At 65.9% G+C, this 15,779-nt stretch carries 12 protein-coding genes and 3 tRNA genes; 8 read left to right on the top strand and 7 right to left on the bottom strand.

Features of this window, described 5'->3' with window-relative positions; genetic code table 11:
- Positions 1 to 15: 15 nt before the first annotated feature.
- Positions 16 to 978 (bottom strand): hypothetical protein, encoded by a 963-nt coding sequence (locus METLW4_RS27675; protein ID WP_157234940.1) that lies wholly within the window; start codon positions 976 to 978, stop codon positions 16 to 18.
- 324 nt (positions 979 to 1,302) lie between these two features.
- Here METLW4_RS27675 and gltB point away from each other — a divergent pair, with 324 nt between their 5' ends.
- Positions 1,303 to 5,964, top strand: a complete 4,662-nt coding sequence (gene gltB, locus METLW4_RS0106595; protein ID WP_026191309.1) for a glutamate synthase large subunit — start codon at positions 1,303 to 1,305, stop codon at positions 5,962 to 5,964.
- 16 nt (positions 5,965 to 5,980) lie between these two features.
- Here gltB and METLW4_RS0106590 read toward each other — a convergent pair whose 3' ends face one another.
- From METLW4_RS0106590 to METLW4_RS0106580, 3 genes are all read right to left on the bottom strand, one after another.
- Positions 5,981 to 6,883: a metallophosphoesterase gene (locus METLW4_RS0106590; RefSeq protein WP_026191308.1), complete on the bottom strand. Its 903-nt coding sequence runs from the start codon at positions 6,881 to 6,883 to the stop codon at positions 5,981 to 5,983.
- A gap of 79 nt (positions 6,884 to 6,962) precedes the next feature.
- The gene (locus METLW4_RS0106585; RefSeq protein WP_018265412.1) at positions 6,963 to 7,703 is read right to left on the bottom strand and encodes a hypothetical protein; all 741 of its coding nucleotides are present in this window, start codon (positions 7,701 to 7,703) and stop codon (positions 6,963 to 6,965) included.
- Between the two features lie 131 nt (positions 7,704 to 7,834).
- Positions 7,835 to 9,274, bottom strand: coding sequence for an aspartate aminotransferase family protein (locus METLW4_RS0106580; RefSeq protein ID WP_018265411.1), 1,440 nt, complete (start codon positions 9,272 to 9,274; stop codon positions 7,835 to 7,837).
- Between the two features lie 553 nt (positions 9,275 to 9,827).
- Here METLW4_RS0106580 and METLW4_RS0106570 point away from each other — a divergent pair.
- From METLW4_RS0106570 to METLW4_RS0106545, 6 genes are all read left to right on the top strand, one after another.
- A complete protein-coding gene (locus tag METLW4_RS0106570) occupies positions 9,828 to 10,385 on the top strand; it encodes a cold-shock protein (RefSeq protein WP_018265409.1) in 558 nt (185 codons plus the stop codon).
- Between the two features lie 250 nt (positions 10,386 to 10,635).
- Positions 10,636 to 11,016 (top strand): DUF192 domain-containing protein, encoded by a 381-nt coding sequence (locus METLW4_RS0106565; protein WP_245258419.1) that lies wholly within the window; start codon positions 10,636 to 10,638, stop codon positions 11,014 to 11,016.
- A 93-nt stretch (positions 11,017 to 11,109) separates the two neighbouring features.
- A tRNA-Pro gene (locus METLW4_RS0106560) sits at positions 11,110 to 11,186 on the top strand.
- 75 nt (positions 11,187 to 11,261) lie between these two features.
- Positions 11,262 to 11,573, top strand: a complete 312-nt coding sequence (locus tag METLW4_RS0106555; RefSeq protein ID WP_026191305.1) for an ETC complex I subunit — start codon at positions 11,262 to 11,264, stop codon at positions 11,571 to 11,573.
- 13 nt (positions 11,574 to 11,586) lie between these two features.
- A tRNA-Arg gene (locus METLW4_RS0106550) sits at positions 11,587 to 11,663 on the top strand.
- A gap of 110 nt (positions 11,664 to 11,773) precedes the next feature.
- Positions 11,774 to 11,850 (top strand) — tRNA-Arg (locus METLW4_RS0106545).
- A gap of 21 nt (positions 11,851 to 11,871) precedes the next feature.
- Here the strand turns inward: METLW4_RS0106545 and METLW4_RS0106540 are convergent.
- The 3 genes from METLW4_RS0106540 to METLW4_RS0106530 form a co-directional block, all read right to left on the bottom strand.
- Positions 11,872 to 13,332, bottom strand: coding sequence for an outer membrane beta-barrel protein (locus tag METLW4_RS0106540; RefSeq protein WP_245258418.1), 1,461 nt, complete (start codon positions 13,330 to 13,332; stop codon positions 11,872 to 11,874).
- A gap of 172 nt (positions 13,333 to 13,504) precedes the next feature.
- Complete coding sequence (gene zapE, locus METLW4_RS0106535) at positions 13,505 to 14,626, bottom strand: cell division protein ZapE (RefSeq protein ID WP_026191304.1); 1,122 nt, start codon at positions 14,624 to 14,626, stop codon at positions 13,505 to 13,507.
- Positions 14,627 to 14,648: 22 nt separating this feature from the next.
- Positions 14,649 to 15,146: a GNAT family N-acetyltransferase gene (locus METLW4_RS0106530; RefSeq protein ID WP_018265405.1), complete on the bottom strand. Its 498-nt coding sequence runs from the start codon at positions 15,144 to 15,146 to the stop codon at positions 14,649 to 14,651.
- 71 nt (positions 15,147 to 15,217) lie between these two features.
- Between METLW4_RS0106530 and METLW4_RS0106525 the strand changes: the two genes are divergently transcribed.
- Positions 15,218 to 15,778, top strand: coding sequence for a GNAT family N-acetyltransferase (locus METLW4_RS0106525; RefSeq protein WP_018265404.1), 561 nt, complete (start codon positions 15,218 to 15,220; stop codon positions 15,776 to 15,778).
- Position 15,779: the final 1 nt, after the last annotated feature.

Here is a 15,779-nt window from a genome sequence, read left to right as displayed (position 1 = left end):
CGCCTCTTTTTTCGTTCAGCCGCCCGGAGTCGGCTGGGCTTGCTCGCCCGCGGGCGGCGCCTTGGACTGCTCCGCCGAGACGGGGTTGGCGGGAGCCGCAGGGGCGGGCGGCGGCGGCGCGGCGGGCGTCGCCGGGACGATGGTCTGAGGCGCCGGCGCCGCCTGCTGATGGCCGACGGCGGCAGGTTCTGGCGCGGCCGCATGCGGCGGCTCGGGTGCGGCTTGGGCCGGCGCGGCGGGGGCGGCGGCTGGCGCAGGGGTGGGCGCCGGAGCAGCGCCTTGCGGCGGGGTCGGCCCGGATTGCTGCTGCGCGGGCGCCTTGTGCTCGGCGGCCGGCTTCGCGGAATGGGGAGCCGTCGGACGAAGCTGCGGTGCCGCGGCGCGCGTCGGCGGCCTGGTCGCCTCGGAGGGCGGCGAATGGGGCGGGCGCTGCGTCTCGGCGTTCTCCGGCCGGACGGCGGCCACGCCATTGGGCGCATGGGCGCGCGAAGGCCCCTCCGCGCGTCGCGCCGGACGACGGGGCTCACCGCCGAGGCCGGGCACGACCAGAGGGTCTTCCGCGGCGCCGGCGCGCGGCCCCTCATAGGGTTCTGGCCCCGGCGATCCGCGATAGGCGGCGGGCGGCGCTTCGACGAAGCCCGGTCCGACTTCCTCCGGCCCGATGCGCCAGGAGCGCAAAATCTCGCCCTCATAAGGGTCGATCAAAAAGCGCCGATAATGGCCGCGGCGGTCGACGCCCGTCGCCACCACCTGATCGCCGCGCCGGCCGAGCCCGCCGACGAGACGAAAGCCTTCCTCGCCCAAAATGCCGGCGACCGCTCGAGGCGTGGCGTTGGGCGCGGGCTCCGGGATCGGCTGGTGAAAGGCGTAGCCGAACGGACGAAAGAAGAAATCCGCCGCGGCCGGCGTCGGCGCCGCCATCGGCGCGAGGCTCGCGATCGCGAGCAAGAGCTTCGGCCGCAGTCTCGATAGCGTCATGAACCGCTCCACATCCATCTCATCGTCTGGCCCCGTCTCGATTGCCGAGCTTGGGCGACCATTGCGGCGAGCTTTGGACGCAAGCGGCGCGCGCCGGCGACGGAATGCGCCGGGAATTCGGTTTTGTAGCGGCAGATTGCTTGTGCGAGGGACGCAAATCTGGCAACAATATTTCCCGCCGATATGTCAGCCTTGCTGACCATTCTGCGCCAATGCCGCTCGCGCCACCCTGCGAGCGACGCTATGATTTCGACGACCAAGGACGGGGGAGCGGGCGCGGCGATCGGGCCGGGCGGCCCCCGGACTCGCCCGGGAGACGCCGCCATGACCGCGATCGACGCCAGAGACCCCCTCCTGCCGCAGGCTCAGGGCCTCTACGATCCGTCCAAGGAGCACGACTCCTGCGGCGTCGGCTTCGTCGCCAATCTGCACAACGCCAAGAGCCATGAGATCGTCGAGATGGGTCTGCAGATCCTGCTCAATCTCGATCATCGCGGCGCCGTGGGCGCGGACCCCAAGCTCGGCGACGGCTGCGGCATTCTCGTGCAGATTCCGCACCAGTTCTTCAAGGAAGAATGCGCGAAGCTCGGCTTCGCCCTGCCGGAGCCCGGCCATTACGCCATCGGCCAGTTCTTTCTTTCGCGCGATGACGCCGAGCGCGCCAAGGCGAAGGAATTCATCGAGGCCGCCGCCTCCGCCCAGGGCCTCGTCGTGCTCGGCTGGCGCGACACGCCGGTCGATTCGAGCGACCTCGGCGCGGCGGTGAAGGCGGTCGAGCCGGTGCATGGCCAGGTCTTCATCGGACGCGGCCCCACCGTGACCGATGACGTCGATTTCGACCGCCGCCTCTATCTCGCGCGCAAGACCGCCTCCAATGAAATCTATGCGCGGGGGCCGGCGGCGCGCGAGCATTATTCGGTTTCCGTGTCCTCGCAGACCATCGTCTACAAGGGCATGGTGCTGGTCTCGCAGCTCGGCGAATATTTCCTCGATCTGAAAGACCCGCGCTTCGTCAGCGCCCTGGCGCTGGTGCATCAGCGCTTCGCCACCAACACTTTCCCGTCCTGGCGCCTCGCGCATCCCTATCGCTTCGTCGCGCATAATGGCGAGATCAACACGCTGCGCGGCAATCTCAACTGGATGGCCGCGCGTCAGGCCTCCGTCGCCTCGCCGCTGTTCGGCAATGACATCGAAAAGCTGTGGCCGATCTCCTATGAGGGTCAGTCGGACACCGCCTGCTTCGACAATGCGCTCGAGTTTCTCGTGCAGGGCGGCTATTCGCTCGCTCATGCGGTGATGATGCTGATCCCGGAGGCCTGGTCCGGCAATCCGCTGATGGATAGCGACCGCAAGGCTTTCTACGAATATCACGCCGCGCTGATGGAGCCCTGGGACGGCCCCGCCGCCATGGCTTTCACCGACGGCCGTCAGATCGGCGCGACGCTGGACCGCAACGGCCTGCGCCCGGCGCGCTATCTCGTGACTGAGGACGGGCTCGTCGTCATGGCCTCGGAGATGGGCGTGCTGCCGATCCCGCAAGACAAGATCGTGCAGAAGTGGCGCCTGCAGCCGGGCAAGATGCTGCTCGTCGATCTCGAGCAGGGACGCATCGTCTCCGACGACGAGATCAAGAAGGAGCTGGCCTCCTCGCATCCCTATAAGCAATGGCTAGAGCGCACGCAGATCGTGCTCGAGGATTTGAAGCCCGTCGAGCCGCGCGCCTCGCGCGCCGATGTGTCATTGCTCGATCGCCAGCAGGCTTTCGGCTATTCGCAGGAGGAGCTCGATCTCCTGCTCTTCCCCATGGCCGTCACCGGCCAGGAGGCGGTCGGCTCCATGGGCACGGATACGCCGATCTCGGCGCTTTCCGACAAGCCGAAGCTGATCTACACCTATTTCAAGCAGAACTTCGCGCAAGTCACCAATCCGCCGATCGATCCGATCCGTGAGGAATTGGTGATGAGCCTCGTCTCCTTCATCGGCCCGCGCCCGAACATCCTCGATCACGAGGGCTCGGCGAAGCGCAAGCGGCTTGAGGTGCGCCAGCCGATCCTCACCAATGAGGATCTCGAGAAGATCCGCTGCATCGGCCATATCGAGGACAGCTTCGACACCAAGACTCTGGACATCACCTATGACGCTGCGACCGGCGCCGGCGGCCTGCGCGAGGCGCTGAACCGGCTCGGCGAGCGCGCCGAGAAGGCGGTGAACGGCGGCTATAACATCATCATCCTCTCCGACCGCATGGTGGGGCCGGATCGCATTCCGATTCCGGCGCTGCTCGCCACGGCGGCCGTGCATCATCACCTCATTCGCCGCGGATTGCGCACCTCGGTCGGTCTCGTGCTCGAGACGGGCGAAGCGCGCGAGGTGCATCATTTCGCTCTGCTCGCCGGCTATGGCGCGGAGGCGATCAATCCTTATCTCGCCTTTGAGACTCTCGAGGCTTCGACCGCGGAATTCCCCTCCGACGTCGACGGGCCGACGGCGATCAAGCGCTTCATCAAGGCGGTCGACAAGGGTCTGCTGAAGGTCATGTCCAAAATGGGCATCTCGACCTATCAGTCCTATTGCGGCGGGCAGATTTTCGACGCCGTGGGCCTCGCGCAGAGCTTCATCGACGAATTCTTCCGCGGCACCACGACGCGCGTCGAGGGCGTCGGCCTCGACGAGATCGCGGCCGAGACGGTGCGCCGTCACAAGGACGCTTTCGGCGACGTCGCCATCTATCGCGACGCGCTGGATGTCGGCGGCGATTACGCCTTCCGCATTCGCGGCGAGGCGCATAGCTGGACGCCGCATACGGTGTCGCTGCTGCAGCATGCCGTGCGCGCCAATGCGCAGGACAAATATCGCGCCTTCGCGCAGCATTTGAACGCGCAGGACGACAAGCTGCTCAATCTGCGCGGCCTATTCCGCGTCAAGACGGCGGAGGAGGATGGTCGCGCGCCCGTTCCGCTCGACGAGGTCGAGCCGGCGAGCGAGATCGTCAAGCGCTTCTCCACCGGCGCCATGTCCTTCGGCTCCATCTCCCGCGAGGCGCATACGACTCTCGCCATTGCGATGAACCGCATCGGCGGCAAGTCCAACACGGGCGAAGGCGGCGAGGAGCCGGAGCGCTTCAAGCCGCTGCCCAATGGCGACAGCGCGCGCTCGGCGATCAAGCAGGTCGCTTCTGGACGTTTCGGCGTGACTGCGGAATATCTCGTCAATTCCGACATGATCCAGATCAAGATGGCGCAGGGCGCGAAGCCCGGCGAAGGCGGCCAGCTGCCCGGCGACAAGGTCGACGCGGTGATCGCCAAGGTGCGCCATTCGACGCCGGGCGTCGGCCTCATCTCGCCGCCGCCGCATCACGACATTTATTCGATCGAGGATTTGGCGCAGCTGATCTTCGATCTGAAGAATGTGAATCCGCGCGCCGACGTGTCGGTAAAGCTCGTCTCCGAGGTCGGCGTCGGCACGGTCGCCGCCGGCGTCTCCAAGGGCCGCGCCGATCATGTGACCATCTCCGGCTATGACGGCGGCACGGGCGCCTCGCCGCTCACCTCCATCAAGCACGCCGGCAGCCCGTGGGAGATCGGCCTCGCCGAGACGCATCAGACTCTGGTGCTGAACAATCTGCGCGCGCGCATCGCCGTGCAGGTCGACGGCGGCCTGCGCACGGGTCGCGACGTCATCGTCGGCGCGCTGCTCGGCGCGGACGAGTTCGGCTTCGCGACGGCACCGCTGATCGCGGCGGGCTGCGTGATGATGCGCAAATGCCATCTCAACACTTGCCCCGTGGGCGTCGCGACGCAGGACCCTGTGCTGCGCAAGCGCTTCGTCGGCCAGCCCGAGCATGTCATCAACTTCTTCTTCTTCGTCGCCGAGGAAGTGCGCGAGCTGATGGCGCAAATGGGCTATCGCCGCTTCGACGAGCTGATCGGCCAGATGCAGATGCTCGACAAGGAGAAGGCGCTCGCCCATTGGAAAGCGAAGGGACTGGATTTCTCCAAGCTGTTCCACAAGCCGGCGGGCGAGGGCGCCGCGATCCGTCACAGCCTCACGCAGGATCACGGCCTCGACAAGGTGCTCGACAACAAGCTCATCGAGGCGGCGCGCGCCTCGATCGACCGCGGCGCGAAGACCTCCATCGAGACGGCGATCCGCAATGTCGATCGCTCGACCGGCGCCATGCTGTCGGGCGAGGTCGCGCGCGTCTATGGGCTCGCCGGCCTGCCGGAGGACACGATCGACATTCGCGCCTCGGGCACGGCGGGGCAGAGCTTCGGCGCATTTCTCGCGCGCGGCGTGACGCTGCGTCTCGAGGGCGAGGCGAATGATTATGTCGGCAAGGGACTCTCGGGCGGCAAGGTCATCGTCTATCCCTCGCGCGAGGCCAAGCAGATCGTGCCGGAGAAGTCGATCATCGTCGGCAACACCGTGCTCTATGGCGCCGTCGGGGGCGAGGCCTATCTGCGCGGCGTCGCCGGCGAGCGTTTCGCCGTGCGCAACTCCGGCGCCTATGCGGTCGTCGAGGGCGTCGGCGATCATGGCTGCGAATATATGACCGGCGGCGTCGTCGTCGTGCTCGGCCCGACGGGCCGCAATTTCGCGGCCGGCATGTCGGGCGGCGTGGCCTATGTGCTGGATGAGGACGGCGGCTTCGCCGAGCGCTGCAATCTCTCCATGGTCGATCTCGAGCCGGTGCGCGACGAGGAGACCGCGATGACGCAGGCCTATCATCAGAGCGGCGATCTCGAGCAGCATGGCCGCGTCGATGTGATGAGCGACATGACGCGCTTCGACGCCGAGCGTCTGAAGCATCTCATCTCCAATCATCTGCGCTACACGGGCTCGACGCGCGCGCGCGCCATCCTCGACGATTGGGAGGGCTATAAGCCGAAGTTCCGCAAGGTGATGCCGGTGGAATATCGCCGCGCGCTCACCGAGCTTCTGGCGCGCAGCCAGAGCGGCGAGAAGCTGAAAGCGGCCGGCGAGTGAGGCGGACGCGCCGGCGTCAAGCCGCCGGCGCTTCGACTCTTATGTGAAGGACTTCCGGCGGCGCTCCGAAGCGCACCGGAAGCGCCGTGCATCCCAATCCGCCGGAGACGATGAGATGCTTGTCGTCCTCGACGATATGTCCATGGACATAGCGATTGCCGTAGAGCGACGGCACGATCGGCGCCCAGCCGAAGATCCGCACCTGGCCGCCATGCGTATGCCCGCAGAGCGTCAGCGCGACGCGCTCCGGCACGCGCGGAAAAACGTCCGGCTCATGCGCCAATAGGATCACCGGATCGTCGGTCGTCACCTCGGCGAGCGTCCCCGGCAGATCGTCCAGCCCATTCCATTTGCGCCGCCCGGCGGGTATCGCGAATTGGTCGGCCAGTCCCGCGAGCCAGAAGGGGCGAGCGCCGCCGGTCAGACGCACCGCCGCATTCTCATAGACCGGAATCCCATTGTCCTCGAGCGCGGCGCGGGCGGCCGTCTCGTAGCGTCCGCGATGCTGCGTGGTTTCGTCGTCCCACATGTCGTGATTGCCGAGAATCGCATGGACGCCGAGCGGCGCCGACAGGCGGGACAGAGCGCGCGCCCATTGCGGCGCCGGAATCGGCGTCGCGAAACGATGCAGCCCGGCGACATAATCGCCGAGCAGCACGATGACGTCGGGCCGCAGCGCATTCATGCGATCGACGATCGCATCTATGCGCTCGATCGACATCCATGGCTCGCAGGCGTGCAGATCGGAGAGCGCCGCGATCTCGAGGGCGAAGCCCTTCGGCCAGACGCGCGGCGCAATGTGATAGCGGGCGACGCGCGGCGCCATCAGCGGCTCATAGCCGAAGGCGTAGGCCGCTCCCGCGAAGGCGGAAGCCGCCCCGGCGATCGCGCCTCTCAGAAAGGCGCGCCGAGTCAGCATGAGCATTGCAATTCCCTCATGAGCAGTTGCGCGACATTGAAGCCGATGAATGCGTCGGTTTCGAGTCGCGCCGATCGGCTCACCGCGCAGGGAAGGGGCCTTCGTCGAGGAAATAGCCCTGAGCTCGCGCCGAGCGCTGCGGAACAGGATCGACGGCCGTATAGGCTCCGGGCCGATAGGCGCGATCATAGGGATTGCCCGCATGCGGATAATAGGCCGACCGCACATGAGGCGTGGGAGCGATGTCGCCCGCGCGATAGCGAATGGGCTGTCGCCATTGCGTCGGCTCTTCCGTGTCCACGCGGTAGTGTTGGGGCGCGACGGAGGCGCGGGCGTAGTCCTCATGCGGATAATAGGTCGGCTCGGCATAGGCGAGGGGAGCGACTTCGTCGCCGCGATGGCGAATGGGTCGCCGCCATTGCGTCACATCTTCCGTCGGGACGCGATAGCGCTGCGGCGCGACCATGGCGTCTGCGTAATTCTCTTGCGGATGATAGGCCGGCTCCGCATAGGGGACGGCCGCCGCCTCAGCGGCGCGATAGCGAATGGGCTGCGGCCATTGCGTGGCGTCTTCCGCGGCGACGCGGTAGCGACGACGGGGCGCGATGGCGTCGCTCGGCTCCTCCTCGCGCCAATGGCGCGCCTGACGCGCGGCAGGATGAAACGGCCGAAAATTCGCCGTCGCCCGCGGCGCGAAATCATTGGGGCCGAGCCCGCGAATGACGACCGGTGGTTCGCGCGCGCCGGCGTAGGAGGACGCGGGAACGCCCGCGAGCGCGGCCAGCAGGGCCGCAGACAGAATCGTCGCACTGATACGCATAATCGACGCCTTTCGTCTCGAAGCGGAGCGCGACGGGATGGAAATATGCGCCGACGTCTCAAATCGGCGCGGCTCCCCGTCGCGCGCCTCACCGGAGCAAGGCGCGTTCCCAATTCATTAACCTTGGCGTGTCAGCCGAGCTTGGCTTTCAGCGCATGGCTCGCGAGCGTCTTGCCGAGCGACCACACCGCCCCCGGCGCGTGATGCGCGTCGGCGATGACCTTGTCGAAGGAGCGCTCGATCCAATCGCAATCGAAATCGTCGATGGTGAGCGGCGGCAGCAGCTTGATCGTGTGATTGCCATGGCCGGCGACCTGCGTCAGCACCTTGTGCTGCTCGAACAAAGGTATGCTGATGAGCTGGCAGAACAGGCCGGAGTTGACGGTCTCCAGCAGGTTCCATGCGGCTTTCAGCTTCAGCGAGCGCGGCTCGCCGAACTCGATTCCGATCATCAGGCCTTTGCCGCGCACATCGGCGACGAGCTCGTAGCGCTCGGCCATGGCGCGGAAGGACGCGAGCAGGCGCTCGCCCCTGGCGGCGGAATTCTCGACGAGCTTCTCGCTCTCCATGACCTCGAGAGTGGCGAGACCGGCGGCCATTGCGAGATCGTTCTTGCCGAAGGTGGAGCCATGCACGACCGCGCGATCCATGCGGTCGAACATTTTGTCGAAAATCCATTTGCGCGTCAGCACGGCGCCGACCGGCACATGGCCGCCCGAAAGCGCCTTGGCGACGAGCAGGAGATCGGGCTCGACGCCATAATGCTCCACGGCGAAAAATTTTCCCGTGCGGCCGAGGCCGGTCTGAATCTCGTCGGCGACGAACAGCGTCCCATATTTGCGGCAGAGCGCCGCAGCCTGCGCGAGATAGTCCTGCGCCGGCATGTTCACGCCCTTGCCTTGAATGGGCTCGACGAAAAAGGCGGCGACGTCGCGATGGCGCAGCGCCTCCTCGAGCGCGGCGAGATCGTCGAAGAGAATCTCACGCGTATCGGGGAGCAGCGGGCCGAAGCCCTTCTTGAAAATATCGTCGCCATTGAGCGACAGCGCGCCATAGGTGAGGCCGTGGAAGGAATGCGCGCAATGGAGAATGCCCGGACGGCCCGTCGCCGCGCGCGAAAATTTGATCGCCGCCTCGACCGCCTCCGTGCCCGAATTGGCGAAAAAAACTTTCTCCATATAGGGCGCGAAGCCGAGCAGCCGTTCTGCGAGCAGCCCCGCGGGCACCGATACGTCGAGCTGCACGAGATTGGGAAGCTCGGCGCCGAGCACGCTCATCAGCGCCTCGCGCAGCGCGGGATGATTGCGGCCGATCGCGAACACGCCCCAGCCGCTCAGGAGGTCGAGATAGCGCGCGCCGGCGCGATCATAGAGATATTGGCCTGCGCCGCGCACGAATCCGACGTCATAGCCGATCGTTTTCAGCACGCGCACCCACATCTCGTTGAGATGCTGCGAGTGCAATGCGAAACGCTCGTTCTCCCGCTCCGCATAGAGCGAGGCGAGATCGAAGTTCGGGGCGCCGTCACGCTGCGCCAATTCACGATCGTCTCGCGGTGTGATGAAGCTCATTCGTTCGAAGTCCGTGCTTTCAAGGGCTGCGTGCGATCTTCTCGCGGGAATTGCGGGCCGTCGGCTGCGCCACCAAGCGGCGGCGACGCACTATGTCGCGGCTTCGCGGCGGCCGCAACATACGGACGAGCATATTGCTTCGCGCCGCTCTGTCCAGCGTCGCGCGCGCCGCGAGGGGCCGAGCCGCGCGCAAATGTGACGAAAGGACGCTCTGGCGCCCAATCACGCCGCTTTCATGGCGAAGATCGAAGCCGAAACATGCGCGCGAGGGACCCGAAAAGGCGGCGATCGCGCATTGGCGACGCTCGTACGGTATTTCGCGTAACCCGCGCCGAGGTCGCGGAACGCCAAGCATTTTCGGGCTTTGTATCCACAGCGAAGGCGCACGAGACAAAAAAGTCGGTTGGAGGAAAGCGTGGCGATGATATCTTAACCACAGTGATTCACGGGCGAGCGTCGCGATTCGAGTCTTCGAAGGCGAGCGGAGCGCATTCGTTCCGAATCGGCAGGGGGAGTTGGTCTGTTGGGCGCAAAAATTTCATTCCAGAATGAGTTGAGCGCGTCGACCATCAATGTCGAAAACGGTGAAGCCGGGCTCGATCTCGTCGAAGTGTCTGGGACCATCAAATGGTTCGACGTTTCGAAGGGATACGGATTCGTCGTTCCCGATGATGGCGGCGCGGATATTCTCTTGCATGTGACGATCCTACGTCGTTCCGGGTTCCAGTCCGCCTATGAGGGCGCGCGCGTCGTCTGCGAGGCGCAGAAGCGCGTGAAGGGCATGCAGGTGTTTCGCGTCATCGGCATGGACGAGTCGACGGCCGTTCACCCCTCGCAGAACGGCGCCGCCCGCACCCATACCCAAGTGACGCCGTCGAGCGGCTATGAGATCGCCATCGTCAAATGGTTCAACCGGGTAAAAGGCTTCGGCTTCCTGACCCGCGGCGAGGGCACCGACGATATCTTCCTGCATATGGAGACGGTTCGCCGCTATGGACTCGCCGAGCTGAAGCCCGGCGACAGCGTTCTGGTGCGCTATGGCGACGGCCCCAAGGGCCTCATGGCGACCGAGGTGCGGCCGCTCGAATCGGCGCTGCCGGCTTCCCATTAGCCGAGCGACAGGCGCGTTTCCGGGCCGCTTTTTATTTCCCGACCGCAATGGCAGAATGGCCGTCGAAGCGCTGGCGTTTCGACGATGTCGTGACGCGCTCGGCGGTCTGGATGCGGCGAGGGTGAACATGTCTGGTGAGGTGTCGCGGAGCGTATTCGGCGTTATAGCCGCGTTTTTCGTCCTGATCTTTTGCGCGGCCGTCCCCGGCCACGCGAAGGAGCCGGGCGCATCTCCGCCGCCCGCGGTCAAAATGGCCATAGAGCCGATAGAGATCGTCACCGCCTCCGGCGCGCATCGGCTACGCGTCGAGGTGGCGCGCACTCCCGACCAGCGCGAGAGAGGCCTGATGTTCCGAACCTCGCTCCCCGCGGACGGCGGCATGCTGTTCGACTTCCACGAGGAGCGGCCAGTCGCCATGTGGATGAAGAACACGCCGCTGTCGCTCGACATGGTCTTCGTCTCGCGCGCCGGCAAGGTCGTCTCCCTGGCGCTCGCCGCGGAGCCCTATTCAGAGCGCGTCATCTCTTCCGGCGGCCCGGCGCTCGCGGTCATCGAGCTGGCCGCCGGCGTGGCGCAGCGCCTGTCGATCGCGGTCGGCGACACGGTCAAACATCCAATTTTCGAGAGGTAGCGCGGTCGGCGCGCGCGCTCGCGCTTGTGAGCGACGCGCCCGCGTGCTAGCGAGGCGTTCGGCGGAAATGGGCTCCGCGGCCTATACGCGAGACGGGGTATGGCGCAGCCTGGTAGCGCGGAAGTTTTGGGTACTTCAGGTCGCAGGTTCGAATCCTGCTGCCCCGACCATTGGCGCGGAGCCCCGCCACAGCGCCGATTTTTCGTTTCCGGCCGGCTCACGAGCCGGCTTTCGCCGAGGCCGATATGACCGCACGCATTCACCGCCCGTCCCCCAGCGCGACGCAATCCGGTCCCGGGCCGGCCAAGCCCTGGGTCCTCGAATATGAGAACGAGACCCCGCGCGAGCTCGATCCGCTGATGGGGTGGACCGGCACGTCGGACGCCAAGGCGCAGATCAGGCTTCGCTTCGCCACCAAGGAGGAGGCGATCGCCTATGCCGAGCGCAAGGCGCTCGTCTATCGCGTCGAGGAGCCCAAGCCCGGCGCCCCTTCGCGCCGCATCCTGTCCTATGCCGATAATTTCAAGACGCAGCGCGTCGGCCAGTGGACGCACTGACGGCCGCCGTCACGACCCCGTAGCTCAGCCGGATAGAGCAACCGCCTTCTAAGCGGTAGGTCGCAGGTTCGAATCCTGCCGGGGTCGCCAAGAAAAGCAAGCAGCGCGGTCGACGGCCGCCGGATCATTGCGAAAGGGAAGGGCGCCTCGACGACAGCGCCCGAGACGCCGCCGGCCGAACATGCTAATTTGCGAGCGCCGACTCCGTAGCTCAGCTGGATAGAGCAACTGCCTTCGAAGCAGTAGGTCGTAGGTTCGAATCCTACCGGGGTCGCCAGCCGCTCGAGACGCGCTTCCGTCACTTCAGCGTGAACGGCACGATCACATCCATCGCGAACATCCCCGTCGAGCGTCGGTAGCCGCTCGCGCCGAAGAAGGGCGCCGCGCCGGTCAGCGAGGCGTCGTAGCGCAGCTCCGGCCGCAGGGACAGGCCGGTGATCGGCAGGCCTTTGGGAATCTCCGGCGTGATCGTCAGCCCGGCGGTGATCTCGAGATAGCTGGTTCCGCGTCCCTCCGGCTGGAAGATCGCCGAGGGCGCATAGAAGCCGTGCTCGATGTTCGTGTAGTCGAAATAGCCGGGATAGGCGCCGACGAAGAAATTATTATGATCGCGCCAAAATTCGACGCGGCCGTTGATCTGCAGCGCATCGTCGATCTTGTAGGACACATATTGCGCGACGCCATAGCCATTGACGCCGCGCGGGCGACGCGGAATGAGCGCGGCGTTGAAGCCGAAAATATCCGCGAGCCGGCTCAGCGCGCCTTCGGACAGTCCCGTGATCGAGAGCGGGTTCCATCCATCGTCGCGAATGTAGTTTATGTCTGCGCTGAGAGTGAGCCGATCGGTCACTTTCCAGGTGAGCGTCACATCATTGCTGTAGGACAGCGTGCGATTGGGATCGCAGGCGCATTCGTACGGAATGTTCGGCCAGCCGACGCCGAGCGGATCGAGCTGCATCGGGTCCTCCGGCCCGATATGCGTCGTCCCCAGAATGGTCAGCCTGTCGTCGAAAGCCTTTATGCGCAGGCCGGCCTGGAAGGAGGCGGCGCTATTATTGTCGCCCGGCCAGCCGAGGCTGGCGCTGTCGCCCGACATGACGCTCGCATGGACATAGAGCCAGGAGGCGAGATCGGAGGAGATCATCACGCCGGTCTGCTTGAGCGGAATGCCGAAATTGAAAATATAGGAATGGCTGTAGAAAATGCTGTCGACCAGCTCGGCGCCCTCGAGCGTGACGAATTGGCCGATCTTCACATCGAATCCATTGTCCGTGATCCAGGGCAGATGCGCGGTCGCGAATGCCTGCAGAATGTCGAGCTGCGTGCGGTCGCGCATCGCATAATCGAGCTCGCCGAGAAAATGCGTGTAGCGCGCGTCGGAGCCGACCATCGTCTGAATTTTGAAGCCGAAGTCGAAGTCCTTCGTCGCCTTCGGATCGGGCAGGCGCTGCATGGTGAGCACGCCGGCGTTGAATTGCGGCTGATTGGCGCGATCGGTGAAGAGATGGCCCCAATTGAGCTTGTTGAACGGATTGTCGAAATTGAAGGTCGAGCCGGCCTCGACGAAGCCTGTCACCGTCAATGTGTCGAGCCAAGATGGCGGCGGCTTGCTCTTCGTGTCGGATTTTTTGTCAGCGGATGACGCGGGCGCGCGTGAAGCGGGCGATGTGGGCCATCCGAGCAGCGCGCCGGAATCGCCCTCTTGCGCCGATGCGGAGACGCCGCCGCCGGCCATGAGAACGATCATGAGAGCGGTCATGAACGGGCGCCGCCATATCGCGACCACGAGCAGGAAAGCCTCTTTTCGAAAACATCGATTGAAACGAGACGATGAAAAGCATTTTTGGCCGCGCCGAAAAAATCCGGGCGGCGAATGCGAGGCCTATCCGATTCCGGCAGAGCGCGGGAGTCGGTTATTCCACGGCCTCAGCCTACCGCGCGGCGAGATAATCGCTCGAGCGCATCTCGATCAGCCGCGACACCGTGCGCGCGAATTCCTGCGCCTCATGTCCTGTCGGCGCGTGATAGAGGTCCTGCGCCGCGCTTTCGGCGGAGAGGATGAGCCGCGTTTTCCGCTCATAGAGAATGTCGATGAGCGTGATGAATCGCTTGGCCTCGTTGCGGCGATCGAAATTCATCTTCGGAACCGCGTCGATGAAGATCGTGTCGAAGGCCTCGGCGAGCGCCGTGTAATCGGCGGCGCCGGTCGGCCGCGCGCACAGCTCCTCGAAGGAGAAGCGCGCGACGCGCCCGGCCGCCTGCGGAACGGCGATGTCTCGGCGCCCGATTCGCAGCGTCCTCGGCGCGCCCATGGCGACGCCTGTCAGCTGCAGAAACAGCGCATCCATCGCCGCGCGGGCGTCGACGTCGGCGGGCGAGAAGTAGGTCTCGCCGAGCAGCGTTTTCTCGAGACGAAAATCGGCGCGCGCGTCGAGACGCAGCTGATCGAGCCGTTCCTCGATCAGCGCGATGAAGGGCAGGAAGAGATCGCGATTGCGGCCGCCTTCGTAGAGCCGGCGCGGCTCGACATTGGAGGTCGCCACCATGATGACGCCGTCCTCGAGCAGCCGCGTGAACAGACGCGCGAGAATGGTCGCGTCGGCGATATCGGTCACGGCGAATTCGTCGAAGCAGAGCACGCGCGTCTCGCGCGCGATCTCCTGCGCCACATGCGCCAGCGGATCGGGCGCGGCGCTGCGGCGCGCGGCGAGCAGGCGCGCGTGAACCTGCGCCATGAAATCGTGAAAATGCGCGCGGCGCTTGGCGGCGAGCGGCAGCTCGGCGAAGAAGATATCCATCAGCGTCGTCTTGCCGCGCCCGACGAGGCCGTGGATATAAAGTCCGCGCGGACCGCAGCAGGGCGCACGGCGTCCGAGCAGCCCGCGCAGCCGCGCGGCGAGGCCGTTCGGCGAAGAGGCGGCGGGACGGCGCGTCAGCTCGCGCGCCAGCGTCTCCAGCCGCTCGAGCGCGGCGAGCTGCGCGGGATCGCGCTCCAGCGCGCCGCTGGCGACCTGCTTCTCATAGCGGGCGAGGAGGGGGCGCGGCGCCGTCATGCGCGGCGCCTCGTCAAAGAGATCACAGCCGCCGCATCCTGCCATTGGCCGCCGCGAAAGCGCCTTCACGCAGCTCGCAATAGAGAAGGCGGCGGGCGTCCACCGGTCCCGGCATGACGATCTTGCCATGCGGAACGCGGGCAAAGCCGAGGCGGGCGTAATAGTCGAGATCGCCGACCAGCAGCACCAAGCCGTGACCGGCGTCGCGGGCGGCGTCCAGCGATTTCTTGACCAGCGCCTCGCCGAGCCCCTGCGAGCGAAAGGCCGGCTCGACCGTCAGCGGGCCGAGCAGCAGCGCTGGAGCTTCGTCCACGAGAATGGCGGTCATGCGATTTGCGCCGACCAGCAGCGTGCCGACATGGGCGACAAAGGAGAGGGAGAGCTCGGCCCCGACGCCCTCGCGCAGCCGATACGCCGTGCGCGCATAGCGGCCAGGACCGAAAGCCCGTTCCTCGAGCTTTTCGATTTGGGGCGCATCGGCCGGCGTCTGTGGCGAGAAGCGGATGACGAGATCGATCATGGCTGCGCATAACATGGGCCGCCCGGTCGGCAAAGACCGCGATCGGCCCGAGTCTTGCTGAAAACGCGCGCATGACCGCGATCGAGATCAGACCAGCGACGCCGGCGGACGCAGAGACGATCGCCGCCCTCCATGTCGCCTGCTGGGCGGAGACCTACACGCCTCTGGCGCCGGCCGAAATTCTCGCCGAATACACGCGGGAGACGCGCCTCGCGCAATGGCGTGAGACCTTGGCCGGCGGCGGGCCGCAACAGCCGCCGCCGAGCGTGTTTCTGGCGCTGAGGGACGGCGTCGCGCTCGGCTTTTCGGCCAGCGGCGCGCAGCAGAGCGCCATTCTCGGCGAGCGCGGCTATGCCGGCGAGTTCCAGGCGATCTATCTGCTGAAGGAGGCGCAGCGCCACGGCGCCGGCCGTAGCCTCATGCGCGTCATGGCGCAGGCGCTGCGCGAGCGCGGGATCGAATGGGGGAGCCTCTGGGTGCTGCGGCATAATTTCACGGCGCGGAAATTCTACGAAAAGCTCGGCGGCCGCAAGATCGGCGTCGAAGGCGCATGGCGCGGCGTGCCGGAGGTCGCCTATGGCTGGCGCGATCTCGGCCTGCTCATCGATCCGCCGCCCGCCAAGCCTTGGTGAC

This window comes from Methylosinus sp. LW4 (genome assembly GCF_000379125.1).
Taxonomy (GTDB): Bacteria; Pseudomonadota; Alphaproteobacteria; order Rhizobiales; family Beijerinckiaceae; genus Methylosinus.
This window is presented reverse-complemented; position numbering and strand designations above follow the sequence as displayed.

Coding starts and splice junctions, on each gene's coding strand:
- METLW4_RS0106530 (WP_018265405.1), bottom strand. CDS start 15,146: ATGATCGATCTCGTCATCCGCTTCTCGCCACAGACGCCGGCCGATGCG.
- METLW4_RS0106525 (WP_018265404.1), top strand. CDS start 15,218: ATGACCGCGATCGAGATCAGACCAGCGACGCCGGCGGACGCAGAGACG.
- METLW4_RS0106540 (WP_245258418.1), bottom strand. CDS start 13,332: ATGACCGCTCTCATGATCGTTCTCATGGCCGGCGGCGGCGTCTCCGCA.
- gltB (WP_026191309.1), top strand. CDS start 1,303: ATGACCGCGATCGACGCCAGAGACCCCCTCCTGCCGCAGGCTCAGGGC.
- METLW4_RS0106565 (WP_245258419.1), top strand. CDS start 10,636: ATGGCCATAGAGCCGATAGAGATCGTCACCGCCTCCGGCGCGCATCGG.
- METLW4_RS0106585 (WP_018265412.1), bottom strand. CDS start 7,703: ATGCGTATCAGTGCGACGATTCTGTCTGCGGCCCTGCTGGCCGCGCTC.
- METLW4_RS0106580 (WP_018265411.1), bottom strand. CDS start 9,274: ATGAGCTTCATCACACCGCGAGACGATCGTGAATTGGCGCAGCGTGAC.
- METLW4_RS27675 (WP_157234940.1), bottom strand. CDS start 978: ATGACGCTATCGAGACTGCGGCCGAAGCTCTTGCTCGCGATCGCGAGC.
- METLW4_RS0106555 (WP_026191305.1), top strand. CDS start 11,262: ATGACCGCACGCATTCACCGCCCGTCCCCCAGCGCGACGCAATCCGGT.
- zapE (WP_026191304.1), bottom strand. CDS start 14,626: ATGACGGCGCCGCGCCCCCTCCTCGCCCGCTATGAGAAGCAGGTCGCC.
- METLW4_RS0106590 (WP_026191308.1), bottom strand. CDS start 6,883: ATGCTGACTCGGCGCGCCTTTCTGAGAGGCGCGATCGCCGGGGCGGCT.